The 23,798-nt window shown below is 31.8% G+C and carries 21 protein-coding genes; 6 read left to right on the plus strand and 15 right to left on the minus strand.

Annotated features, from left to right (window positions below):
• Positions 1-146 precede the first annotated feature (146 nt).
• Entirely contained in the window at positions 147-1,040 is an 894-nt protein-coding gene (locus C4S29_RS13535; protein WP_103914633.1) for a TIGR01777 family oxidoreductase, read from the plus strand.
• A 57-nt stretch (positions 1,041-1,097) separates the two neighbouring features.
• On the opposite strand, the gene arsC is transcribed toward C4S29_RS13535, so the two are convergent.
• The 4 genes from arsC to C4S29_RS13555 form a co-directional block, all read right to left on the minus strand.
• A complete protein-coding gene (arsC, locus tag C4S29_RS13540; RefSeq protein ID WP_103914634.1) occupies positions 1,098-1,448 on the minus strand; it encodes an arsenate reductase (glutaredoxin) in 351 nt (116 codons plus the stop codon).
• Between the two features lie 122 nt (positions 1,449-1,570).
• Positions 1,571-2,185, minus strand: a complete 615-nt coding sequence (locus C4S29_RS13545) for a deoxynucleoside kinase (RefSeq protein WP_103914635.1) — start codon at positions 2,183-2,185, stop codon at positions 1,571-1,573.
• A gap of 46 nt (positions 2,186-2,231) precedes the next feature.
• Positions 2,232-2,936 (minus strand): hypothetical protein, encoded by a 705-nt coding sequence (locus C4S29_RS13550; protein ID WP_233740557.1) that lies wholly within the window; start codon positions 2,934-2,936, stop codon positions 2,232-2,234.
• A 122-nt stretch (positions 2,937-3,058) separates the two neighbouring features.
• Entirely contained in the window at positions 3,059-4,084 is a 1,026-nt protein-coding gene (locus C4S29_RS13555) for a glutaminyl-peptide cyclotransferase (protein WP_103914637.1), read from the minus strand.
• A gap of 235 nt (positions 4,085-4,319) precedes the next feature.
• Between C4S29_RS13555 and C4S29_RS13560 the strand changes: the two genes are divergently transcribed.
• Complete coding sequence (locus C4S29_RS13560) at positions 4,320-5,420, plus strand: MBL fold metallo-hydrolase (protein ID WP_185116969.1); 1,101 nt, start codon at positions 4,320-4,322, stop codon at positions 5,418-5,420.
• Positions 5,421-5,543: 123 nt separating this feature from the next.
• Positions 5,544-6,758 carry an acetyl-CoA C-acyltransferase gene (locus C4S29_RS13565; RefSeq protein WP_103914639.1) on the plus strand — a complete coding sequence of 405 codons (1,215 nt, stop codon included), beginning with the start codon at positions 5,544-5,546 and terminating at the stop codon, positions 6,756-6,758.
• Positions 6,759-6,826: 68 nt separating this feature from the next.
• Here the strand turns inward: C4S29_RS13565 and C4S29_RS13570 are convergent, their stop codons facing one another.
• The 7 genes from C4S29_RS13570 to C4S29_RS13600 all read right to left on the minus strand — a co-directional run bounded on the left by C4S29_RS13570 (position 6,827) and on the right by C4S29_RS13600 (position 15,574).
• Positions 6,827-7,213, minus strand: a complete 387-nt coding sequence (locus C4S29_RS13570; RefSeq protein WP_103914640.1) for a DUF1398 domain-containing protein — start codon at positions 7,211-7,213, stop codon at positions 6,827-6,829.
• Positions 7,214-7,242: 29 nt separating this feature from the next.
• Positions 7,243-8,169 carry a ribosome small subunit-dependent GTPase A gene (gene rsgA, locus C4S29_RS13575; RefSeq protein WP_103914641.1) on the minus strand — a complete coding sequence of 309 codons (927 nt, stop codon included), beginning with the start codon at positions 8,167-8,169 and terminating at the stop codon, positions 7,243-7,245.
• A 123-nt stretch (positions 8,170-8,292) separates the two neighbouring features.
• Positions 8,293-9,372 carry a chorismate mutase gene (locus tag C4S29_RS13580; RefSeq protein WP_103914642.1) on the minus strand — a complete coding sequence of 360 codons (1,080 nt, stop codon included), beginning with the start codon at positions 9,370-9,372 and terminating at the stop codon, positions 8,293-8,295.
• A gap of 34 nt (positions 9,373-9,406) precedes the next feature.
• Positions 9,407-9,901 (minus strand): hypothetical protein, encoded by a 495-nt coding sequence (locus tag C4S29_RS13585; RefSeq protein ID WP_233740559.1) that lies wholly within the window; start codon positions 9,899-9,901, stop codon positions 9,407-9,409.
• Positions 9,902-10,032: 131 nt separating this feature from the next.
• The gene (gene dnaX / locus C4S29_RS13590; protein ID WP_103914643.1) at positions 10,033-11,115 is read right to left on the minus strand and encodes a DNA polymerase III subunit gamma/tau; all 1,083 of its coding nucleotides are present in this window, start codon (positions 11,113-11,115) and stop codon (positions 10,033-10,035) included.
• Positions 11,116-11,207: 92 nt separating this feature from the next.
• Complete coding sequence (locus C4S29_RS13595; protein WP_103914644.1) at positions 11,208-11,813, minus strand: Uma2 family endonuclease; 606 nt, start codon at positions 11,811-11,813, stop codon at positions 11,208-11,210.
• A gap of 275 nt (positions 11,814-12,088) precedes the next feature.
• Positions 12,089-15,574 (minus strand): glycosyltransferase family 117 protein, encoded by a 3,486-nt coding sequence (locus C4S29_RS13600; RefSeq protein WP_103914645.1) that lies wholly within the window; start codon positions 15,572-15,574, stop codon positions 12,089-12,091.
• Between the two features lie 226 nt (positions 15,575-15,800).
• On the opposite strand from C4S29_RS13600, the gene C4S29_RS13605 reads away from it, so the two are divergent.
• Together C4S29_RS13605 and C4S29_RS13610 are read left to right on the plus strand one after the other, a co-directional pair.
• Entirely contained in the window at positions 15,801-16,838 is a 1,038-nt protein-coding gene (locus C4S29_RS13605) for a PLP-dependent cysteine synthase family protein (protein ID WP_103914646.1), read from the plus strand.
• A 107-nt stretch (positions 16,839-16,945) separates the two neighbouring features.
• Positions 16,946-18,217, plus strand: a complete 1,272-nt coding sequence (locus C4S29_RS13610; RefSeq protein WP_103914647.1) for an aminotransferase class I/II-fold pyridoxal phosphate-dependent enzyme — start codon at positions 16,946-16,948, stop codon at positions 18,215-18,217.
• A gap of 591 nt (positions 18,218-18,808) precedes the next feature.
• Here the strand turns inward: C4S29_RS13610 and C4S29_RS13615 are convergent.
• Together C4S29_RS13615 and atpD are read right to left on the minus strand one after the other, a co-directional pair.
• The gene (locus C4S29_RS13615; protein WP_103914648.1) at positions 18,809-19,090 is read right to left on the minus strand and encodes a FoF1 ATP synthase subunit delta/epsilon; all 282 of its coding nucleotides are present in this window, start codon (positions 19,088-19,090) and stop codon (positions 18,809-18,811) included.
• Between the two features lie 83 nt (positions 19,091-19,173).
• Positions 19,174-20,682, minus strand: a complete 1,509-nt coding sequence (gene atpD / locus C4S29_RS13620) for a F0F1 ATP synthase subunit beta (protein WP_103914649.1) — start codon at positions 20,680-20,682, stop codon at positions 19,174-19,176.
• Positions 20,683-20,782: 100 nt separating this feature from the next.
• On the opposite strand from atpD, the gene C4S29_RS13625 reads away from it, so the two are divergent.
• Positions 20,783-21,703 (plus strand): bifunctional riboflavin kinase/FAD synthetase, encoded by a 921-nt coding sequence (locus C4S29_RS13625; protein ID WP_103914667.1) that lies wholly within the window; start codon positions 20,783-20,785, stop codon positions 21,701-21,703.
• Between the two features lie 20 nt (positions 21,704-21,723).
• On the opposite strand, the gene C4S29_RS13630 is transcribed toward C4S29_RS13625, so the two are convergent.
• Both C4S29_RS13630 and C4S29_RS13635 read right to left on the minus strand, forming a co-directional pair.
• Entirely contained in the window at positions 21,724-22,548 is an 825-nt protein-coding gene (locus C4S29_RS13630; protein WP_103914650.1) for a GLPGLI family protein, read from the minus strand.
• Positions 22,549-22,567: 19 nt separating this feature from the next.
• Positions 22,568-23,341: a GLPGLI family protein gene (locus C4S29_RS13635; protein ID WP_103914651.1), complete on the minus strand. Its 774-nt coding sequence runs from the start codon at positions 23,339-23,341 to the stop codon at positions 22,568-22,570.
• Positions 23,342-23,798: the final 457 nt, after the last annotated feature.

The raw sequence follows: 23,798 nt of genomic DNA on the forward strand, positions 1-23,798 counted from the left end.
GTACTTTGTATTTAAGAATTTATCACAAATGCTACAGACATTTTTGTTTTGAATATAGCAAGATAATTTTCATAAAATAAGTTCAGTTTATTTTAATTTATTTGTTTAAAAAGAACTTTAATATCTTAACCTTTTAAAATTAGAAATTGAAAATATTAATTACAGGCGCAACTGGTTTAGTTGGAACAGATTTAGTTAAAAAATTACGCGAAAGAAATCACGATGTAAATATTTTAGTTAGAAGAAAAACGGGCGCACAAAACGAGTTTATTTGGAACCAAAAAAAGGGTGAAATAGATGAATCTGCATTCGATGGCATAGAATCTATTATCCATCTCGCAGGTGCAAGTGTCGGCAAAAAATGGACAGAAAATTACAAAAAAGAACTCTATAGCAGTAGAATAGATACCGCTCATCTTCTTTTTAAAACCTGTAAAAAATTAAATTTAAAACTAAAATCTTTCATCATTGCTTCTGGTGTAAATTACTATGGCACTTATACTTCAGATGAAATTTTAACTGAAACAGATTCCGTGCAACACCAAGATTTTCTCTCTCAACTTTCCGTAGCTTGGGAAAATTCTGCGGACGAATTTCAATCTGTTGCAGAACGAATTGTTTGGCTTAGAACCGCCGTGGTTTTATCAAATAAAGGTGGCTCATTTCCACTGTTAAAAAAACTGACAGATTTCAACTTTGGCTCAGCAATCGGCTCTGGAAAGCAATGGATGAATTGGATTCATCTTGAAGATTTGGTAAATATGTACATTTTAAGCGTAGAAAACACAGCGATTTCAGGAAAATATAACGCGGTTGCAGATGAAATTCCCACCAATAAAGAATTTATGCAGAAGTTAGCAAAATCTTCAAATAAATTTTTCTTACCGATAAATGCGCCCGCTTTTGCAGTGAAATTAGTAATGGGAGAAATGTCTGAAATTATTTTAGAAGGCACTCGCGCCTCCAATTTAAAAATTAAAAATGCTGGTTTTGAATTTAAGTATAAAACTTTAAATCAGGCCTTTGAGGATTTAGTTTAGTAGAAATAATATTTTCTTAAGTTTCTTTTGCGGTAGAAAATTTTTACCAAAAATGCGCTATTTCCCAATAAAGTATTTCACATTTTCAATAGGTCTTCCAACCATTGCGATCTTTCCTTTTATTAAAATTGGTCTTTGCAAAAGTTGCGGATGCTCGCATAATAAATCTATAATTTGCTCGTCAGAAAGTGCGTCAATATTCAAATTCAGTTCCTGAAATTCTGTGTCGTGAAACCGAATAATTTTCTTAGGATTGCAATTTAATTTTTTTAAAACCGTCTGAATTTCCATTTTTGACAATGGATTTTCTATAAAATCAATAATCTCAAATTTTACATCATTTTCATCAAGATACTCCAAAACAGTTCGCGATTTTGAGCAAGAATTGTTGTGTAAAATTTTTATCATTATTTATTTAAACGCTTTAATTTTTAGTCTTAATTTTAAAAATCTTATTAAAATATATTTTAAAGCCTAGTTAAAAGAAATTAAAACACATATTTTTTAAGATTTTAATTGATTTTTTTTACTTAAAATAAACCGTTTAATTCTGCATCAATTCTTTCTAAAATAAGACCAAAATCTTCAGCATTCGCCACGAAATCTAAATTATTTACATCTATAACCAATAATTTTCCTTCGCTATAACCATCAATCCACTTGTCGTATTTTTTGTTGAGTTTTTGCAAATAATCTATGCTCATTTCCGCTTCATAATCTCTGCCGCGTTTTGCGATTTGCTTCACCAAAGTTGGGATTTCTGCCTTTAGATAAATTAGCAAATCTGGTGCTGTGGTAAAACCTTTCATAAGGTTAAAAACCGCATTATAATTATTAAAATCACGCTCCGACAAAAGATTCATTTCACTCAAATTTTCCGCGAAAATATAGGCGTCTTCATAGATTGTTCTATCCTGAATCACGCTTTTTCCGCTCTCGCGAATTTCTTTTACTTGGCGAAAACGGCTTCCCAAAAAATAAATTTGCAAAGCAAAACTCCACTTCGACATATCTTTGTAAAAATCGTCTAAATACGGGTTGTGATCCACGTCTTCAAACTGCGCTTCCCAATTGTAATGTTTTGCTAACATCGTGGTTAAAGTGGTTTTACCAGCGCCAATATTTCCCGTAACTGCAATATGCATGTCTTAATAATACTTGATGATTAATGAATAATAATAGAAAAAGAAATTAAAATTTCTGTTCTTTTTCGATGTTGTAAAGATAAAGTTTGTTTCCTACCAATGCGAAATATTTAGTTGAATTTTTATCCACAATTTTTGCGTTTGGTGCTTCAAATATTTTACTAAATCCTTGCGCTAAATTCCATTTAAAAATTTTATCATTTTCAATAATAAAAAAATCTCCGTTTTCGCGGCGTAGTTTTCTTCCTCCGTCAATTTCAGTTTTAAAAATAAGACGACTTTGAAAATCGTACACAGAAAATTCTTTTTCCTTTAAAATGTAAATGTTATTTTTAAAAACTATTAAATCTTTAATGCCTTCAAAACTAAAATTCATAAGGTAAGAATTTTGCACATTTCTATCTCGAAAGCGATATTTAATGAGCCTTTTTGTGCTGTCTTCCAAAAGCCAAATGTTTTGCAAATCGGCACCAAAAACCATCACCATAGAACCGAAATTTTGCCGCAAATTTATTTTCTGAATTTCTACTAAATTTTGATCATACAATCTCATTTCTTGCGCATTTTCAGAAAACGCAAAAATATTTAATGGGTTTTCTACAGATTGTATCTTAAAAGGCAACGTAAACATAATTTTTCCCAGTTGCAAACCAGTAGAATCATATTTTGTAAAACTAAAATTTTTGTTTTTATAAAGGTAAATATTGCCATAATCATCAGCAAAAAAATCTTGAGTTTCCTTTAAATTCATAGAATCTAAAGGATTTATTTTTTGTGCTGAAATGCAACAAAAGGAAATTAGAAAAAAAATAAAAATTGGTTTAATGTTTTCTTTATTTTAAATGTGACTTGGCAATAATTTACCGAATAAAATTATTCACTAATTTTAACCTCATAAATTTTACTCCAATTTTTACCTGTGACTAGCATGTTATCGCCCTTGAAAGCAATTCCATTTAAAACAGAATTTTCATCAACTTTATTTTTATTGAAAATATCCGAAAAATCAAAAACTCCCACGACTTCCCCATTTGCAGGATTTATTTTTAAAACAGTAGGTTTTTGCCAAATGTTTGCGTAGATAAATCCATTGTGATATTCCAATTCATTTATATTATCAAACCCTTCTGTATGGCCCGCGACAGAAATGTAACGCTCCAATTTTGATGGATCATTTGGGTCTAAAAAGTAAATATTTTTGGTGCCATCAGAAACAATTAAACTTTTACCATCGGTCGTCATTCCCCAACCTTGGCTAATCATAGGAGGATAATCAAATTTTCCTAAAACTTTAAAAGTATTTTTGTCATAAATGTAACCAAATTTTGTGGTATAAGTTAGTTGGTACAATTTATCACCTACAATAGAAATACCTTCCGAGAAAATATCATCTGGCTGTTTCACTTCCAAAATCGGTGTTGTGCTACCCAAAGTGTATTTCATTAATTTTGATTTTCCTTCTAAACCAATACTTTCATAAACCGTGTTTCCATCTAGAAAAAAACCTTCTGTAAAGTTTTTGGTATCGTGTGGATATTCCTTTACAATTTCGTGGCTTAATTTTTTCTCTGGGTTTTTCGCAAAAACATTAATGGTAGCATCTTGCTGAAGAATTTCACCGTTTTTTTTGGTTATATTATAGGTAATATCATTTTCGCCCAAAGTGAAATAATTGGGATCTACCACCATTTTATCTAAATCTTTATCACCAAAACTGATGGAAATACTTTCTGCATTGTCCGTTACATCTTTGGGCAAATCTAACGCATCGCCAAAATGGTAGCCTTTGCTTTCCATAGATGTGCTGTAAGAATTTAATGAATTTAAAATCTCTTTATCTTTATTACATGCTGTTAATAAAAATAGCGAAAGCAATCCTACAAAAATATATTTTTTCATTTTTTAATTTAATAATTTGCCCAAATTTACAAAAATTTGCCGTTTATTAGCACGCCGCAAGTTGCAACTAAATTCTTCTGTTTTGTAGAAACGATTTTAAAATTAAATGAAAGCCAAATCTTTCAAAATGTCGATTTTTACTTAAATTTACAAAAGTTTTGAAATCAAAATAATGTCAAATTGATTATATTTAAAAACTAGGACATTCATCCACATCTTAAACTTTAAACTAATAATGATTATATTTTTTCTCTTAATTCTCATTTTAATTTTGGGTATTTTCTTGTTTATGAAGCAAGCAAAATTTGGCAAAAAACCCTCCGGAAAACGTTTAGAAAGAATAAAAAAATCTCCTCATTACAAAAATGGAAGTTTCAATAATATTAATTTTACACCACAACTTGCAGAAGACACTTCGATGCCAAAATTGCTGTGGAAATTTCTTTTTGGTAAAAAAGTTCAAGTACAGCCAAGCGCGGCATTCAATTTTGCAAAAACAGATTTAAAAAATCTAGATCCTAATGAAAATCTATATGTTTGGATGGGGCATTCGTCATATTATCTGCAAATTGATGGCAAAAAAATTCTTGTAGATCCTGTTTTTAGTGGCAATGCTTCGCCCGTTTCTTTTACTACGAAAGCATTTTCGGGAACAGATTTATATTCTACCGAAGACATCCCAGAATTAGATTACCTTATAATCACTCACGATCATTGGGACCATTTGGATTATAAAACCGTTAAAAATTTAAAACCAAAAGTACAAAAAGTAATCACAGGTCTTGGAACCGCGGAACACCTTGAATACTGGCATTATGACCCAAATAAAATTATAGAATTGGATTGGTTTGAAGATTTTGATTTGGGAAATGGCTTTAAAATTTATTGTGAAACTGCGCGGCATTTTTCTGGGCGAACTTTTACTCGAAACAAAGCAATTTGGGCAAGTTTCGTCTTTGAATCGCCTAAAAGAAAAATCTACATTGGAGGCGATTCTGGTTTTGATAATCATTTTGAAAGTATTGGTAAAAAACATGGCGGTTTTGATGTAGCAATTTTAGAAAACGGCCAATACAACAAAGATTGGCGCTATATCCACATGCTTCCAGAAGAATTTTTTGTGGCTACAAAAAACTTGAATTCTAAAAGAGTAATTGCCGTACACAACTCTAAATTTGCTCTCGCGTTTCATCCTTGGGACGAACCATTAAAGAAATTAACGCATTTGAATGACAAAGAACACCAAAGATTAATAACACCAAAAATTGGTGAAAAAGTAAATTGGGAAAATGATGAGAAAATCTACGAAAAATGGTGGGAACACTTTAATTCTTAATTAAAAATTAATTATGATTTTAGAATTCAAAAATTTATTTTTTCACTTTTACCACTAAAATATTTTACTGTAAACTGTAATTTAATTTTAAAAACAATGACTTTAAATCATTAAAATTATACAATGAAAAACGCATATATTATAGACGGAACACGCTCTGCAATTGGGAATTTTAAAGGAACACTTGCAGATTTACGCACGGATGATTTGTTGGCACAAATATTAAAGAATTTAATGGAAAAAAATCCAGAAATTCCTTTAGATAAAATAGATGATGTGATAATCGGATGCGCAAACCAAGCGGGAGAAGACAACAGAAACGTAGCAAGAATGGCTTTGCTTTTGGCAGGATTGCCGTTTTCGGTTCCGGGTGAAACCGTTAACAGATTGTGCGCTTCGGGAATGAGCGCCATCGCTCAAGCCGCAAGAGCGATAAAATCTAATGAAGGCGAAATATTTATTGCAGGTGGCGTGGAAGGTATGAGCAGAGCGCCGTACGTCATTTCTAAAAGTTCTAGCGCTTTTGGAACCGATTCTAAAATGTATGATTCTAGTTTCGGATGGCGTTTTACAAATCCGAAAATGGCAGATTTATTTGGTGTAGAAGCGATGGGAAATACCGCCGAAAATCTAGCCGAACTTTATAAAATCTCACGAGAAGAACAAGATGAATTTGCCTTAAATTCTCAATTAAAAGCCACAAAAGCGCAAAAATCTGGGAGATTGGCGCAAGAAATTTCGGATATAAAAATACCACAAAGAAAAAAAGAAGATTTAATTTTTAATGAAGATGAATTTATAAAACCTAAGTCCTCGCTTGAAGTATTAGCAAAACTTCGCCCTGCTTTTAAAAAAGAAAACGGAAGCGTAACGGCGGGAAATTCTTCGGGTTTAAATGATGGCGCGGCCGCAGTTTTAATTGCTTCCGAAGATGCTGTGAAAAAATACAATTTGAAACCATTGGCTAAAATTATTTCTTCTGCCGTTGTTGGCGTAGAGCCAAGAATAATGGGAATTGGCCCGGTTGAAGCCACAAAATTGGCCTTAAAAAGAGCGAATTTAACATTAGACGAAATTGATGTAATTGAACTAAACGAAGCATTTGCCGCGCAAAGTATTGCCGTTTTAAAAGAATTAAATTTAAAAAATGACGATTCTCGTGTGAACATTAATGGTGGCGCAATTGCACTCGGTCATCCACTCGGAATGAGCGGCACACGCATCACGCATTCCGCGGCATTAGAATTAAAAAATTCTGAAAAAAAATATGCGTTAGTAACCATGTGCGTTGGTGTTGGACAAGGTTATGCCGTGGTTTTGGAAAATACTTCTATTTAAACTTTTGTGGGTTTTTATAATTTTTTTTAACTAAAACAAGTTTTAAATAAATTTCAATTTTTTTCAATCTAAATTGAAGGAATTTTTTCTACCAAAACAGAATTTCCTTTTTTATCAAAATAAGTGCAGGTCATTTTTTGTAAATCTACCACCCAATTATCTACTCCATTTTCTGCGCAATCTTTGCAAAAAGTTAAAAAATCTGTTCCGCCTTGCTGATGCAGTTTTAAACGTTCTTCAAATTTCGCTACATTTAATTGATCTGAAATTGAAAAATTATTAATTCCATCGAAGGAAATTTGTTCATTGTTTTGATCAAAATATTCTGTAAGACCATTTGATACAAACGTTTTAAAATTAGTAACACCAATTTCTTTTAATTCTTTTACAAGTTTTGGAAAATTAAAATTGCTATTAATATTCGCTTTTTCAATTTGATTTTTATTAAATTCCATCTTTGTTATATTTTTTATTTCTAAATAATTTACTTTTTATGTATTTCTTGGGCTTCTTCCATTAATTTTAGATAAGTAATGTAGCGCGACTCTTCTATTTTATCATCCTCTAAACCTTTCAAAACAGCGCATTTTGGCTCGTTGATGTGCAAACAATTGTGAAATTTACATGCTCTTCCGAGTTTAAAAATTTCTGGAAAATAATGCTGAATATCTTCCTTTTCTACGTCTATCATTGCAAACTCACGCACGCCAGGTGTATCAATCACGCTTCCACCAAATTTCCAAAAATGCATTTGTGCAAAAGTTGTAGTGTGTTTTCCTTTTTGATGAATTTCTGATATAATGCCCGTTTTCAAATCCAAACCAGGTTGCAAAGCATTTACCAAAGTTGATTTCCCACTTCCCGAGTGTCCGAAAAAAACTGAAGTTTTATCTTTGATTTTACCCAATAATTTGTCCAAATTTAATCTTGAAACGGAAGAAATAAGCATACTTTGATACCCAATATTTTGATACATTTTTTGAATTTGTTCTACAAACTCTATTTCTTCTTCAGACAAAAGGTCGATTTTGCTGAATAAAATTAGTGGTAAAATATTGTAGGCTTCGCAACACGCGAGAAAACGATCTAGAAAACCAAATGAAGTTTCGGGTTGTTTTAACGTGAAAATAAAACACGCAACATCTACATTTGACGCAATAATATGTGATTCTTTAGAGAGATTTACAGATTTTCTAATCAAATAATTTCTTCTCGGATCAATCTTCGTAATCCACGCAACATCATCAATTTCTAGTTGAAATTCTACATGATCGCCCACAGCCAAAGGATTTGTTAATCTACTTTTTAACAATTTGAATTTCCCACGGATTCTTGCCTCAAAAATATTTCCGGTCTTTTCTTCCTTTACTTGGTACCAACTTCCGGTAGATTTTATAATGAGGCCTTTCATATTATGGTTATCAGGTGTTAGTTGTCAGTTATCAGTGATTAATTTATTTAACAAAAGAAAAATAAATTGGTTTAACTTCTAAAAAAGCCATCAACTATCAACTGACAACTATCAACCCAATTCTTATTTATTAATCATAATGCTATTTTGCACTTCAATCGATTCTTCGTGAATGGCTTTAAAAACTTTTTCGATAAAATCGCTACTCATCCCAGTTTCTTCCGCTTTTTGCGAAGCATATTCGGTGATAATTTTCCAACGATCTGGCTGAAAAATAGCAATATTATTTTCTTTTTTTATAGTTCCGATTTTCTCTGAAACTTTCATTCTTTGCGATAAAATATCTATTAACTGGAAATCAATATCGCTGATTAAAGTTCTGTGACGCGTCATTTCATCATCCCATTTAGAAATATCAGAATTTCTAATTTTTAGATTTGAAATTAATTCTGCTAATACTGCAGGCGTAATTTGCTGTGAAGCATCGCTCCAAGCGTCGTCTGGCGAAAAATGACTTTCAATCATCGCACCTTGGTAACCCACATTCATCGCTTCTTGTGTAATGGCAGCCAAGCCAGTTCTATTGCCACAAATATGCGATGGATCTACAATCATTGGGATATTTGGAAACTGATGGCGGAAATCTAAAGCGATTTGCCAATTCGGAATATTTCTATATTTTGTTTTTTGATAAGTTGAAAAACCCCGGTGAATGGCACCTAAATTTTCCACACCTTGCCCAAGAAGTCTTTCCATTGCGCCAATCCACAAAGCCAAATCTGGATTTACAGGATTTTTTACAAAAACTGGTTTTTTAGTTCCACGAAGTGCCACTGCAATTTCTTGCACGGTGAAAGGATTTACAGTTGAACGTGCACCAATCCAAAGAATATCTACATCGGCTTCTAGTGCTGCAAAAACGTGGTTTGCATTTGCTACTTCTGTTGCGGTTTTAAAACCGTATTCTTCTTTTACTTTTTTTAACCAATTTAGGCCAATTACTCCAACACCTTCAAAACCGTTGGGTTTGGTTCTCGGTTTCCAAATTCCAGCACGAAAAACGGGAATATCTGCGTTCGATTCTTTTATTTCTTTAGCCGTTTGAAGCATTTGAGATTCACTTTCTGCACTACAAGGACCCGCAATAATAAGCGGTTTTGGGAATTCATTTACCCATTCATTTTTCAATTCTTTTAATTCCATCTACGTTTTTTCTTTGTCAAATTTTTATCATTAATTAAGTAAAATCAAATTTCATCAGATCGTTTAAATCATTTAAAACTGGATTAATCTCGGCAAATTTATCAAAAATTTTGCGTTTTGTGAGTATTTCTTTTTTAAGTTTGGTATCCATCTTATAAGAAACCGCAATATGAAAATTATTTACCTTATGTTTAAAATGATTAAAAAACTGTGCGCTCACAGTATTAAATTCTGATTTTGCCATTTCTGATGGGCAACAAACTTCTATGCCGTGCTCATCTATTTTATTGAGTTTAAAACTATTTATAGCATTATAAACCAGAGAATTACTTGTTTTTAAATCTTCTAAAAACAGGTTCCATTCTGTTTGCAAATCGGTATCTGTGAAATGGTTTTGCGGTTCATCTTTATGAGGCAAGGTAATGCTTTTTGTTTCCTTTTTTACCTCTACTTTTAGCGCATCTTCAATGTTGAATTTAGATTTTTCTTTTTTCTGAACTAATGGTTTTTCTGCTTTTTGAATCACCACTTTTTGCTCTAATTCTAAATCAATTGCTGTTTTTTCGTCTTCAACTTTCGGAATTTCTTTTTGTAGATCTTTAATAGAAACTTCAGAATTTTTCTTTAAAACAAGTTTTTCTTTAAGAAAAGGCGCTAGAATTATGAATTTTTTTTTTTAGAATCTAAATTTTGGTTTAAACTAGACAATTGCATCAAAGCAATTTCTACCGTCAAACGTGGGTTTTTAGAATTTTTGTAATTAATATCTGCGTGGTTGCAAATTTCAACCGCATCAACTAAATCTTGGGCCGACCAATTTTTACTTTGTTCGCTGTATTTTTGTTTGCTTTTTTCACCAACTTCAATTAATGCCAAAGTAGTTGGGTTTTTTGCCATCATTAAATCTCTGAAATGACTGCCTAAACCAGCGATAAAAATATGCGGATCAAAACCTTTTTTTACAATATCATTGAACGCAGAAAGAATTTCTGGAATATTATTTTCTTGAGCCAAATCTGCAATTTTCAAATATTGGTCGTAATCTAGAATATTCAGAACTTCCGCTGTTTTTTCTAAAGTAATATTGTTTTGCGAAAAAGTCACCATTCTATCAAAAATGGAAAGTGCGTCGCGCAAAGCACCATCGGCTTTTTGAGCGATTAAAAAAAGCGCATCTTCTTCATATTTCACACCTTCTTTATCAGCAATACTTTTTAGATGACTTTCGATGTCTTCAATCTGAATTCTTTTAAAATCATAAATCTGGCAACGCGATAAAATTGTAGGAATAATTTTATGCTTTTCAGTGGTCGCTAAAATAAAAATCGCATGTTCTGGCGGTTCTTCTAAGGTCTTCAAAAAGGCATTAAAAGCCGCAGAAGATAACATGTGGACCTCATCTATAATATAAATTTTATATTTCCCGACTTGTGGTGCAAAGCGAACTTGATCGGTTAAATTCCGAATATCATCTACAGAATTATTGGAAGCGGCATCGAGTTCAAAAATATTGTACGCGAAATTATCTTCTGAAGTTGAGCCGTCTTTTTCGTTAATTTTTCGGGCTAAAATCCTTGCACAAGTGGTTTTACCAACGCCACGTGGACCGCAAAAAAGCAATGCTTGTGCGAGTTGATTATTTTCTATGGCGTGTTCTAAAGTATCTGTAATGTGAGATTGTCCGACAACAGTATCAAACTCTTGCGGCCGGTATTTTCTTGCAGAAACGATGAAATTTTCCATTGGTCAAAAATAGGGAAATATGTCTTTACTAAAAAATGGAATCATTAAAATTTTAAATAAAAAAAATCGGGCTAAAATAATTTTTACCCGATTTAATTTTTAATGAAAACTTCTTTTAAATTAATTTTTATTTCAGGGAAAACAGTACTTGTTAAAGTTTGAGATTCAGAAAATGGTTTTAAACCGATGTATTTTCCTTCTTTCAAAGCATAAACTAAAACCGTTTTTTCAGAAGGTGAAACAATCCAATATTCTAAAACTCCGGCTTCTTCATAGAGATCAAATTTAATATCCATTTCTTTTTCAGAATTTCCGGGTGAGAGAATTTCTATAATTAAATCTGGCGCACCAACGCACTTTTTACCATCTGCCAATTTTTCTGCATCGCAAATAATGCACAAATCTGGCTGCACAACAGTAAAAATTTCATTTTCTGATGTAGATTTTTTTTTATTGATCAATGCCACATCAAAAGGCGCAACAAAAAGATTACATTTTCTATTTTGTAGTGAACTAAAAATAATATTTGTCAAACGTAAAGAAATATTTTGGTGCGAAATATTTGGAGCTGGACTCATTTTAAAAATTTTCCCTTTAAGCAACTCCACTCTTTCTTGAAATTTCCATAAAACATAATCTGCATAAGAATAAGTTTTATGCATGTCTAACTGATTAATATTTGTAATGAATTTTTCCATTTTATTTTTTATCAAATTTACATAAAAATTGTTTCTTGTATTTTATTAAACTAATTTTAACTTTTTATATCAAAAATAAGTATAAAATAGTTCTATAACTATTGGTATTAAAATTAGGAAAGATAGTTTTTGACATTAACTTTTTGAAAGTACTAAAGTTTTTTTATACGAATGACACGAATTAGATTGAAGAAATTAAAAAAACCGGGCAAAAATAATTTTACCCGATTTAATTTTTAATGAAAAGTCTTCGACAATATTCAGACTGACAACTTCTACTGCGTGGCTTTTATCATATCATTAGTAATCTGATTCAGTTTTTCATTGGTATAAGTGGAATCATAAGGTTTCATGATTTCAAATAAATACTGATAAAATGGTGTGATTTTTTGCACGTCTGATGATTTATCCATGGCTTTTTCTTTGCCCATCTGTTTTAAATCTCCTATAAAAGTATTGAATCTTTTATCAATCGGACGGATAGAACTTACCAAATAATCGTAAGCTTTCGTGTCTTGCCCAATTTTTTTGTAAGCGTCTGCAACTGCGCCAACAACTAGGGAATACTCCATTGGTTTGCTTCGCATTTGGCGTCCTAAATATTTCTGATCTTGGTCGCTTAAGGAAGCGTAATAATCATATTCTGTAAAAATTCCTTTTTTCAATTCATCGGCTAATTTTAATCCCTTTTGCTCTTCACCGGCAACGATATAGCCATAAACCATTGCACTTAAAGACCGCGGATCATTATATTTCTGCACGGGAATTTCTTTGGCTGCAAGATCTAAAACTTCCAATGCTTTTTTCTTTTCGCCAATTAATGCTAAAGCTTCTGCGGCACGACTTGCTGAACCTCTGTAACTGATAATGTTTTGAGTACAAGTTTCATCAAAATGTGCGTTTAAATCTTTAAAATTTCCCCAACGGTAATTTTTTACAATATTGTACAAACTATTGGCATCTACTCTACCCATATCTCCAGATTCGGATTGCTTTGTTTCTATAGGCGTTAAGCGATAACTGAAACCGTCAAACTGAAGGAAATTATCTAAATAAAAAATATTTTCACTATCATAAATACCACCAGATGAAAAATTAATCGGACGTTTCCAATCAAAGTTTGCTAAAATATCCATCATCATCAGGTTATTTTTAAACATGCCTTGGCTTTTATAGGTAATCATAATATTATCTACGGCTTTATCGGCATCTTTTGCGGCTAAAATACCAGATTTTATGGCATTTGTTTTATTTACTGGCAAAATAAATTTGCTAACTGGGAGTAGATTGAATTTTTCAAATTTTTCATCACCAAAAACCATTTTCAATATTTCATTCTTATCTTCAGATTTTGTGTTTAAAAAATTCATGGCTTCTTTAAAGGTCATAGAATCTTGGGTTAAATATTTCCGATATTCTGACATTGCGGTATCTGGTGCGCCTGCATCTTTGAGGTTAGCAAAAATATTTTTCCAATCTCTCTTTGTCATCACAAAAACCTGATCATTGGTGCCATCTCTATAATCGGCATGGCTTAATTGCGACGGAACTGGCATCGCCTTATAAGTTCGTCTTTTAACTTGATCAATATCCCAAGGTGTAGAAAGCAAGGTGAAATTCACAACTTTCACATCTGTTCGAAACTCCGAAGTCTCTTGAATGGCCCATACAGGATAAGTATCATTATCACCATATACAAATAAAATGTCATCTTTTGGCAAAGATTTTAGAACGGAATAAGCATAATCATAGGCTGTATAACGGTGGCTTCTATCGTGCGCATTATAATTTTGAAACCCCATCATAAATGGAACGCCTATTAAAACAATCCCTGCAACAACATTAACTGTATTATTTTTTAATTTATTATTTAAAAACCAGATAATTGCGGCCGCTCCTAAACCAATCCAAATAGCGAAGGCATAAAATGAGCCGACCATTGCATAGTCTCTTTCTCGCGGTTCAAAAGGTTTCATTCCGGTATAAAAAACAATGCCGACACTGGTTATTATAAATAATGAAAGAAGCGCATAAAATCTGCCAAAATCTTTATTGAGTTGAAAAAAGAATCCAATTAAACCTAATAAAAAAGGTAAAAAGAAAAATGCAACTGTACTTTCGTTATGAAATTTTGCAGGCATATCTTTCTGATTTCCCCACATGGCATTATCTATAAAGGGAATACCAGAAATCCAATTTCCTCTGGTGTTTTCCATATTTCCTTCCAAATCATTTTGGCGACCAACGAAATTCCAAAGTAAATATCTTATGAAATAATATCCATTTTGGAACGTGAAAAAATAATCTAGATTTTGGCCTAATGAAGGCCGCTGAACATTAATTAAATTATATTGTTTTGCCCCTAAATAATCCGAAACTTTAATAGTTCCATCTTCGTATTTTTTTCGCAATTCTTTGAAAGCCTGCTGCGCTTCTGGGCTATCTGCAATGTCTGGATTATCATAATTAAAAGTAAAATCTGGAGCACCGTACATAGACATATAGTTTGCCATCACGTCTTTATCCTGATCAAACATTCTTGGCATGAAACTCACTTGGCTTTTTTCGAATACATAATCCGACCGCTCACCTGTTTTTCTGTAAGTGCCTGTGCTTTCATCTTTTTCATATACATCGCCAGTTTTCTTGGTTTTAAAACTACCATCTTCATTTTTTTGAATTCCGTTTGCATCTAAATATGCGGTATAATTTTGGCCATAAATAGTTGGCCAATCGCCATATTGTGCACGGTTATAATAATCTAACATTCCAAGAGCGTTATCTGGGTTATTTAGATTCATCGGTGGATTTGCTGTGGCGCGAATTGGAATTACCATCCAGCAAGAAAAACCAATAACCATATAAACCACTGAAAGTGCAATAGTTTGATAAACTCGTCTTTTAGAATTTCGAGAAATTTTAATTATAAAATAAGAAATGGCGACCAAAAGAATAAAGCCGAAAACAGTTCCCGAATGAAAAGGCAAACCTAAACCATTTACGAAGAAAATTTCTAATTTTCCGAACATCGTCATTATAAATGGAAAAACACCTTTAAAAACTAAGGCTAAAATAATTAATGTTACAAAATTAGCAATGATAAAACTTTTCCAAGTAAAGGTATAATTTCTGGCGTAATAGATTAAACAAACTGCAGGAATAACAAGCATACACATCATGTGCACTCCCACCGAAAGACCAACTAGAAAAAATATTAAAATAATCCACCGTTCATTATCAGCATCATGAAACTCGTTTTCCCATTTGGTGATAAGCCATAAAATTAATGCAATAAAAAGTGACGCAAACGAATAAACTTCACCTTCAACTGCCGAAAACCAAAAACTATCTGAAAATGCAAAACAAAGCGCGCCAACTAAACCCGCAAATAAAATAGTAATTTGCTCGCCTCTAGTAACTTCAGTAAACTCTTTATGAAACATTCTGCGCACCAAATGCGTGATAGTCCAAAATAAAAATAAAATCGTGAAGCCGCTAAACATGGCAGACATCGCATTTATAACAATAGAATAATGGTCGCCATTCCCAAATGCAAACATGGCAAAAACAGCGCCTACCAATTGAAAAAGTGCTGCTCCGGGCGCATGAGTTACTTGCAGTTTCACCGCGGAAGAAATATATTCACCACAATCCCAAAAACTAAAGTTGGGTTCTATTGTAGATAAATAAGTAAGAAACGCGATTGCAAATACAAACCATCCTAAAATGTTATTCCATCTTTTAAAAGACCAATTTTTCATAATAATTTTCTAGTGCTGCGAAATTAACGATTTTAGTTTATACAATGTTTATTTTAACAAATTTTAAAACATTGAATGTTTAATTTTTAAGAAAAAAAACTTTGAAATTAAAATCATAAATTATTAAATTAGTATGCGATATATCATAATATATCTCCAACTTTCTTTTTTTGATTATTTTTTTATTATTTTTGCATCCAGTTTTTTAGAGACAAAATGATAGAAAATGACTAATGTACACGAAAATATTCTTGGCTTAATAGGCAACACGCCAATGGTTAGACTGAACCGAGTTACTTCAAACATTCCAGCAAATGTTTTTGCAAAGTTGGAATCTTCTAATCCAGGCCATTCTACTAAAGACCGAATTGCGCTTCACATAATAGAAGCCGCAGAAAAAAAAGGATTATTAAAATCTGGTTCTACGATTATTGAAACTACGTCGGGTAACACTGGTTTTTCTATTGCAATGGTAAGTATCATCAAAGGATACAAATGTGTTTTATCTGTTAGTGATAAAACAAAACCAGAAAAAATTGCTTATTTAAAAGCTTTGGGAGCAACAGTTTATGTTTGTCCGGCAAATGTTGCAGCAGATGATCCTCGATCGTATTATGAAGTTGCAAAAAGATTAGCGACTGAAATACCGAATTCAATTTACATCAATCAATACTTTAATGAGTTAAATATTGATGCACACTACCAAACAACAGGCCCAGAAATTTGGGAACAAACCGATGGTAAAATAACTCATCTATTTGCTTGTACGGGAACGGGCGGAACCCTTTCTGGTTCTTCAAAATTTTTGAAAGAAAAAAATCCAGATATTAAAATAATTGGAGTAGATGCCGATGGTTCTGTTTTAAAAACTTTTCACGAAACTGGAAAATTAGATAAATCTGAAATCCATTCTTACCAAATTGAAGGTTTAGGGAAAAATTTAATTCCGGGTGCTTTGCTTTTCGATAGAATAGATGAATTTGTGCGTGTTAATGATGAAACTAGCGCTTACCGAACGAGAGAAATCGCTTTAAAAGAAGCGATAATGGGTGGTTATACAACAGGAGCAGTTGTTCAGGCTTTGCTTCAATATGCACAAAACCATTCATTAACCGATAAAGATGTAATCGTTTTAATATTCCCAGACCACGGTTCTCGCTACATTTCTAAAGTTTATAGCGATGATTGGATGGCGCAACAGGGCTTCAGTAATAATTGTGTTCACAATTACGAAGAGGTTTTCAAAACTGAATTTATTAAGTAAAAAAATATATTAGATAATATAAATCAGCCTTTAGTGAAAATTAAAGGCTTTTCTTATGTCGTATATTTCACTAACTTTGCAGAGGAAAAATTTATATATAAAATTTAATGGATATATTTGAACGTATTAGGAACAATCCAGGTCCGTTGGGGCAATTTGCAGATTATGCTGAAGGCTACTTTGTTTTCCCAAAATTAGAAGGTCCTATTGGTCCAAGGATGATTTTTCAAGGTAGAGAAGTCATATTTTGGAGTGCAAACGATTATTTAGGTCTTTGCAACCACCCAGAAGTTTTGGAAGCAGACGCAAAAGCAGCAGCAGAATATGGTATGTTTTACCCAATGGGCGCAAGAGCAATGTCTGGCGAAACCGATCAGCATCAACAATTAGAACAAGAATTAGCGGCATTTGTAAAAGAAGAAGCCGCTTATTTGTTAAATTTCGGCTATCAAGGCATGGTTTCTACGATAGACTCTTTAGTTACGAGGCACGATGTAATAGTTTATGATTCTGATGCCCACGCCTGTATTGTAGATGGTGTACGCTTGCACATGGGAAAAAGTTTTACCTTTCGTCATAACGACGTAGAAAGTTTAGAAAAAAACTTAATTCGCGCAGAAAAAGTGGCGAAAGAAACTGGTGGAGGTATTCTTGTAATCACCGAAGGCGTTTTCGGAATGCGCGGAATGCAAGGAAAAATAAAAGAAATTACAGATTTAAAATCTAAATATAATTTCCGAATTTTGGTTGATGACGCGCATGGTTTCGGAACTTTGGGTGCAACGGGTGCTGGTGTTGGGGAAGAACAAAATTGCCAAGATAAAATTGACGTTTATTTTTCTACTTTCGCAAAATCTATGGCTGGTTTCGGTGCTTTTATAGCAGGCGATAAAGAAATTATTCGCTTTCTAAAATATAATATGCGTTCACAAATTTTTGCTAAATCACTTACAATGCCCATGGTAATTGGTGGTTTAAAAAGATTAGATTTGTTAAGATCCAATCCAAGTTTAAAACAAAAACTTTGGAATAATGTAAACAAACTTCAAAATGGTTTATTAGAAAGAGGATACGATATTGGTGAAACCAATACTTGTGTAACGCCAGTGATGATGAAAGGTGATACTATTGAGGCTACTCTTTTGGTTAGAGATTTAAGAGAAAATTATGGGATATTCACTTCAGTTGTGGTTTATCCTGTTATTCCAAAAGGGATGATTTTACTAAGATTAATTCCAACTGCATCGCATACAGATGCCGAAATAAATATCACTTTAGATGCTTTTGATGCTATTCACGAAAAACTCATTTCTGGCCAATATAAAAAGCAAGCAGAAGCCTTTTTACAAGAAAATAATTTAACTTTTAAAGAATCCTAGAATTGGATTTAAAATAAAGTACATAACCGTTTAATAAGATTAAACGGTTTTTTTATGTAAATTTCTAAAAAAACATTACGATACCTGCTCAAAAAATTTGCAAAAACTTAGAGCCTGTTTAAATTTATAATTTATTTTTACCATTAAGGAATTAAGCTATTTTCGCTTAAAAAACTTAATAAAAATCAATTTATTGATTGCTTAATCAGAATAAACTTAACTCACTGAAATTCTTAATGTTAAATTTAAGAATAAACAGAGTTTATTTTAATTTAGAAAATTAAGAAAAGACTATAAAAAATTTATTGAATGAAATTTAAACAGGCTCTTATTTGAAATTATTTTTATAAAAACGTTTGCTAAAACAAATAAAGCCAATTTATCTACTTAAAGTTTAAAGAGATACACTTAAAAACACGCTGTAAATAACTAAACTTAGTAGAATGTAAATGCAATAACAGTAAAAAAAGGTCGATTAAGCAAAACATTGCTGTAAATGTAAAAACCCTTTCAGCGATTTAAACGCTGAAAGGGCAAAAAAAAAATTCCACTAAAAGAATTAGTGGAGTTTTATATTCATTGAAACCGAAATTATTCAGCCAAAATAATCCCATTATTATTGTTAAATTCGATCACACCGCTTTTAACTTCAAAAGAAAAAACATTATCATTTTCTCGTTCTTTTCTAAAGTATTTCGCATACTCACTAGAAATTTTGGAAGTGTAAAGTTTGACATTCCCACCTACCAAAGAAGAAACAATAGCAACGTGATCTTTCATTATCTGAAAATCACCATTTTTACCAGGAAGCAAAACCGAATTTACTTCTCCTTCAAAAATAACGTGCTCTGGTGTTAATATTTTTATGTTCATTATTTTTAAGATATGAGATTAAAGAGCCAAGAATCAAGATGAAAATAATTATCTTGATTCTTGATTCTGAAATCTTGTTTCTATTATGCGTTTTCTGCTAGTAATTTTTCACCTGCTTCAATTGCCTCTTCTATTGTTCCTTTCAAGTTGAAAGCAGATTCTGGCAAGTGGTCTAATTCACCATCCATAATCATATTAAATCCTTTTATGGTATCTTTAATATCAACCAAAGAGCCTTTCAAACCTGTAAATTGCTCCGCAACGTGGAACGGTTGAGATAAAAATCTCTGAACTTTTCTTGCGCGGTAAACTACCAATTTATCTTCTTCAGAAAGTTCTTCCATACCAAGAATTGCAATTATATCTTGTAACGCTTTATAACGCTGTAAAATTTCTTTTACATCTTGTGCACATTTATAATGTTCTTCACCAATAATTTCTGGTGCTAAAATTCTAGAAGTTGAAGCCAAAGGATCAACCGCCGGATAAATTCCTAAAGAAGCAATTTTACGATCTAAAACCGTTGTTGCATCTAAGTGGGCAAAAGTTGTTGCTGGTGCAGGATCCGTTAAATCATCTGCAGGAACGTAAACCGCCTGAACTGAAGTGATGGAACCATTTTTAGTGGAAGTAATTCTTTCTTGCATTGCACCCATTTCTGAGGCCAAAGTTGGTTGGTAACCTACCGCAGAAGGCATACGACCTAAAAGTGCAGAAACCTCTGAACCTGCTTGTGTAAATCTAAAAATATTATCTACGAAAAATAAAATATCTCTACCTTGCCCAGATTCTCCACCATCACGGTAATATTCCGCTAAAGTTAATCCAGAAAGTGCTACTCTTGCTCTTGCACCAGGAGGCTCATTCATTTGTCCGAAAACGAAAGCCGCTTTTGATTCTTTCATTACCTCTAAGTCAATTTTAGATAAATCCCAACCGCCATTTTCCATAGAATGCATGAACTCATCACCATATTTTATGATGCCAGACTCTAACATTTCTCTTAAAAGGTCATTTCCTTCTCTAGTTCTTTCGCCAACTCCAGCGAAAACCGAAAGTCCACCATGTCCTTTCGCAATATTATTAATTAATTCTTGAATCAAAACTGTTTTACCAACACCTGCTCCACCGAATAAGCCGATTTTTCCACCTTTTGAGTAAGGTTCAATCAAATCAATTACTTTAATTCCTGTATAAAGAATTTCTGCTGAAGTAGAGAGTTGATCAAATTTTGGTGCATCTCTGTGGATTGGTAATCCGCCTTCTTTAGAAACTTGCGGAAGTCCATCAATAGCGTCTCCTACAACATTAAACAATCTCCCGTTGATTCCTTCACCAACTGGCATTGTAATTTGCTGTCCTTGGCTGATTACTTCATAACCTCTTTGAAGTCCATCTGTAGCATCCATTGCGATACATCTTACAGAATCTTCGCCAATGTGTTGCTCTACTTCTAGAATTACTTTTTCACCATTTTTTTTGGTGATTTCTAAAGCGTCATAAATCTTCGGAAGATCTGCTGCATCTGCAAAAACAACATCGATAACTGGACCGATAATTTGAGAAATTTTACCTTTTAATTGGTTTGCCATTGCTAATTTTTTTCTTGGTGCAAATATAAGAAATCCCGTGAAATCTGCAATTGGTTTGAAAGAAGATTTTTATCATATTTGCACAGCCAAAAACTTTGTCTTGAAAATAAGTAAAAATCTGTCTTCATATAACGAAAATACACCCCTCGCACTATCAATTGGAATGTTTGATGGTGTTCACAAAGGGCATCAATTTATCATTTCACATCTAAATAAAGTCGCGAAAGAGCAGAATTTAGAATCAGCACTATTTAGTTTTTGGCCGCACCCTCGCACATTTTTTAATCCTGAAGATGATTTAAAATTATTGAATACTTTAGCTGAAAAGCAAATTCTTCTAGAAAAAAATGGCATTAAAAATTTATTTTTACAAAAATTTGACGAAGCATTTAGAAATCTTTCTGGTGAAGAATTTGTTCGAGAAATTTTAATTAAACAATTAAATGTAAAACACTTAATTATTGGCTACGATCATACTTTCGGGAAAAATAAATCAGGTGATTTTCAGCTTTTGGAAAAATTAGCACCTAAATTGGATTTTACAGTTGCACAACTACCAGCAGTGGATTTACACAATAAAAACATTAGTTCTACACAGATTAGAAATACGCTTGCCAAAGGAAAAATTGTAGAAGCAAATGAAATGTTGGGTTATTCCTATTCTCTTTTTGGGAAAGTGGTTCATGGTAAAAAAATTGGGCGAACAATTGGCTATCCTACTGCAAATCTAGAAGTAGATTCTATAAAATTATTACCTAAAAACGGCGCTTATATTGTGGAAGTTTTTGTGGAAAATAAATTCTACAAAGGCATGTTAAGTATTGGTACAAACCCAACGGTAGAAGGAAAAACCAAAACTGTTGAAGTTTATATTTTAGATTTTGACAAAGATATCTATGGTGAAATTATTGAAATAAAATTCCGGGAATTTTTACACGAAGAAATAAAATTTGAAAGTCTAGAAAAACTAATTGAAAGGTTGGACGAAGACAAGATTTTGACGGAAAAGTTTGAGTTTTAAAATAATAATTAAAATTAAATTTATGGATAATCAATTTTTTCATCCAACTCAATTGGGTTATTATATTTTTTGATGACCCTTTGAATGTTCTTTTCTACTTCTCTGTAATCTTTGGCTGTATATTTTGTACCATCATCTTTAAGCATCATTGCTTCTAATCCAGTTTTATATTCTGGAATTGGATTATTATAATAATTTAGTTGAACAGCTTTCCAATCCTTTTCTTGAATTTTTATTTTGTTTACACCAAGATATTTTTTTTCAATTATTTTTGAAAAATCTATTTCTTTATTAAAATTTTTATTCTGAATAAAAATGAAATGATAGTTCTCTTTTGCATCATAAATTTCCAAAATTAAACCTGGTAATCCGTTAAAAACATAAGGCCCATAACTAAATGGTATTTCATTAGTAAACCATGCAACCCAATCTCTTCCACCATATTTAGCAGTTGCTTTTTGAACGGTATAAATACCAATTTTCTTAATATCATTACACAATACCCAAGAGATAGTTTTGTGAGTTTTATATTCATAATAATTTATCCCACCAAGACTATTAAATATATCTAGGCTATTATCATTTTTATTCCATTTTACAATTTTTTGAAACTTTGGGTATGCAAACTCAAATTTTGCACCATCTCTATCATTTAAAGAATCTGTAACTAAATAATCGTTGCTAAAAAAAGAATTATGGTCCTTATTGATTTCCAATACCACTACATCTTTTTTTATGTTGATAGAATCTATTTTAAAAGTTAAATTATAAAAGAATCTTTTTGTTTGTGTTATTCCCTTTCCAAAACACAAAAACACGATAATTATTATAAGATTTTTTTTCATTTAGATTTTTTTATAATATTTAGTCCGTTTTCTCATTGCATTCTTTGCAGTCAATTTTCCCAAATTTTAATGGCTTATCTCCTTCTTTTAAAGTTGCATTTATTTTATTTTCAAATTCTGTTTGTTGGTTTTTTAAAACATCTTTGTAATTTTCATTAGGTATTGCTTTGGCGAAATCATATTTATTTTGAAATTCGTCTATTTTATTGTCGACTTTTTTGAAAATTATTTTTTCAGCATTTACTTTTAGTTTACCATCTTCGGTATATACTTCTAAAATCAAACCAGATAATCCATTAATTTTGAGTGGTCCATAATTCATAGGAATATCTTTTGCAAACCAAGCAGTATACTTTTTACCATAAAATATTGTTTCTGCTTTTTGGCATCGATAATTAATAATTTCTTTATATTCTGGAAAAATTTTCCAAACAATATTTTTTCGTGCTTTTAAAATTGTCTCAAAATCAGAATTGATAGCGTTATTATAAAATACATTTTGTTTTTTATTATAAAAAATAAATCTCGTTTTATTTGCTAAACTATCTATAGTATTTGATGGATATATTATGCTACCATTTGAATTTTGAATATTTGTATTTTCCTTCTCATTTTCTAAAGTATATAAAGAATATTTACCATTGAAAAACAAATGTCCTATTGCCTCTTTCATTTTTGGCAACTGAGTTATTTGTGTGTAAATAATCTCGCCTTCTATTTTTTGAGATTTTACAATAATTCCCAAGTAAAATATAAAAATAAATACTAACTTAAAGTAGTTAACTTTTAGCATTTTGATAAATATTAGTTTATTTAATTAAAAAACAAGTGCGAAATTAATTCGCACTTGAATAATTTTAAGGTCCTGTACTTTCAGAAATTGTTACGTCAGGACACTGTACCTTCACCCAATCACTACTATTTTATATTCTGTAGTAGATCCGTCACCATTACTTGTTGAAACTGTCCTACAAGTTCTTTGGTAACATTCACCTGTAGATATATCTACAAAAAAAGTTTCAGAATTCGTCAATAATCCTTTTACTTGCCTACTATTTTTTAGGTTTATTGATATACAACTTTTAACATCAATATTTTGTTTTTTTATTTCTAATTGGTTTGCACTCATTATTCCAGCAATACCAAAAAATACTAAGAGCCTGTTTAAATTTCATTCAATAAATTTTTTATAGCCTTTTCTTAATTTTCTAAATTAAAATAAACTCTGTTTATTCTTAAATTTAACATTA

Source organism: Halpernia humi (assembly GCF_900108025.1).
GTDB classification, from domain to species: Bacteria; Bacteroidota; Bacteroidia; order Flavobacteriales; family Weeksellaceae; genus Halpernia; species Halpernia humi.

What these genes read in the sequence shown, in the direction of transcription:
- C4S29_RS13595 (WP_103914644.1), bottom strand. Translation starts at nt 11,813, where the DNA reads ATGGAAAAATTCATTACAAATATTAATCAGTTAGACATGCATAAAACT.
- C4S29_RS13635 (WP_103914651.1), bottom strand. Translation starts at nt 23,341, where the DNA reads ATGCTAAAAGTTAACTACTTTAAGTTAGTATTTATTTTTATATTTTAC.
- C4S29_RS13555 (WP_103914637.1), bottom strand. Translation starts at nt 4,084, where the DNA reads ATGAAAAAATATATTTTTGTAGGATTGCTTTCGCTATTTTTATTAACA.
- dnaX (WP_103914643.1), bottom strand. Translation starts at nt 11,115, where the DNA reads ATGGAAAATTTCATCGTTTCTGCAAGAAAATACCGGCCGCAAGAGTTT.
- rsgA (WP_103914641.1), bottom strand. Translation starts at nt 8,169, where the DNA reads ATGAAAGGCCTCATTATAAAATCTACCGGAAGTTGGTACCAAGTAAAG.
- C4S29_RS13550 (WP_233740557.1), bottom strand. Translation starts at nt 2,936, where the DNA reads ATGAATTTAAAGGAAACTCAAGATTTTTTTGCTGATGATTATGGCAAT.
- C4S29_RS13570 (WP_103914640.1), bottom strand. Translation starts at nt 7,213, where the DNA reads ATGGAATTTAATAAAAATCAAATTGAAAAAGCGAATATTAATAGCAAT.
- arsC (WP_103914634.1), bottom strand. Translation starts at nt 1,448, where the DNA reads ATGATAAAAATTTTACACAACAATTCTTGCTCAAAATCGCGAACTGTT.
- C4S29_RS13565 (WP_103914639.1), top strand. Translation starts at nt 5,544, where the DNA reads ATGAAAAACGCATATATTATAGACGGAACACGCTCTGCAATTGGGAAT.
- atpD (WP_103914649.1), bottom strand. Translation starts at nt 20,682, where the DNA reads ATGGCAAACCAATTAAAAGGTAAAATTTCTCAAATTATCGGTCCAGTT.
- C4S29_RS13600 (WP_103914645.1), bottom strand. Translation starts at nt 15,574, where the DNA reads ATGAAAAATTGGTCTTTTAAAAGATGGAATAACATTTTAGGATGGTTT.
- C4S29_RS13630 (WP_103914650.1), bottom strand. Translation starts at nt 22,548, where the DNA reads ATGAAAAAAAATCTTATAATAATTATCGTGTTTTTGTGTTTTGGAAAG.
- C4S29_RS13605 (WP_103914646.1), top strand. Translation starts at nt 15,801, where the DNA reads ATGACTAATGTACACGAAAATATTCTTGGCTTAATAGGCAACACGCCA.
- C4S29_RS13615 (WP_103914648.1), bottom strand. Translation starts at nt 19,090, where the DNA reads ATGAACATAAAAATATTAACACCAGAGCACGTTATTTTTGAAGGAGAA.
- C4S29_RS13545 (WP_103914635.1), bottom strand. Translation starts at nt 2,185, where the DNA reads ATGCATATTGCAGTTACGGGAAATATTGGCGCTGGTAAAACCACTTTA.
- C4S29_RS13560 (WP_185116969.1), top strand. Translation starts at nt 4,320, where the DNA reads ATGATTATATTTTTTCTCTTAATTCTCATTTTAATTTTGGGTATTTTC.
- C4S29_RS13610 (WP_103914647.1), top strand. Translation starts at nt 16,946, where the DNA reads ATGGATATATTTGAACGTATTAGGAACAATCCAGGTCCGTTGGGGCAA.
- C4S29_RS13580 (WP_103914642.1), bottom strand. Translation starts at nt 9,372, where the DNA reads ATGGAATTAAAAGAATTGAAAAATGAATGGGTAAATGAATTCCCAAAA.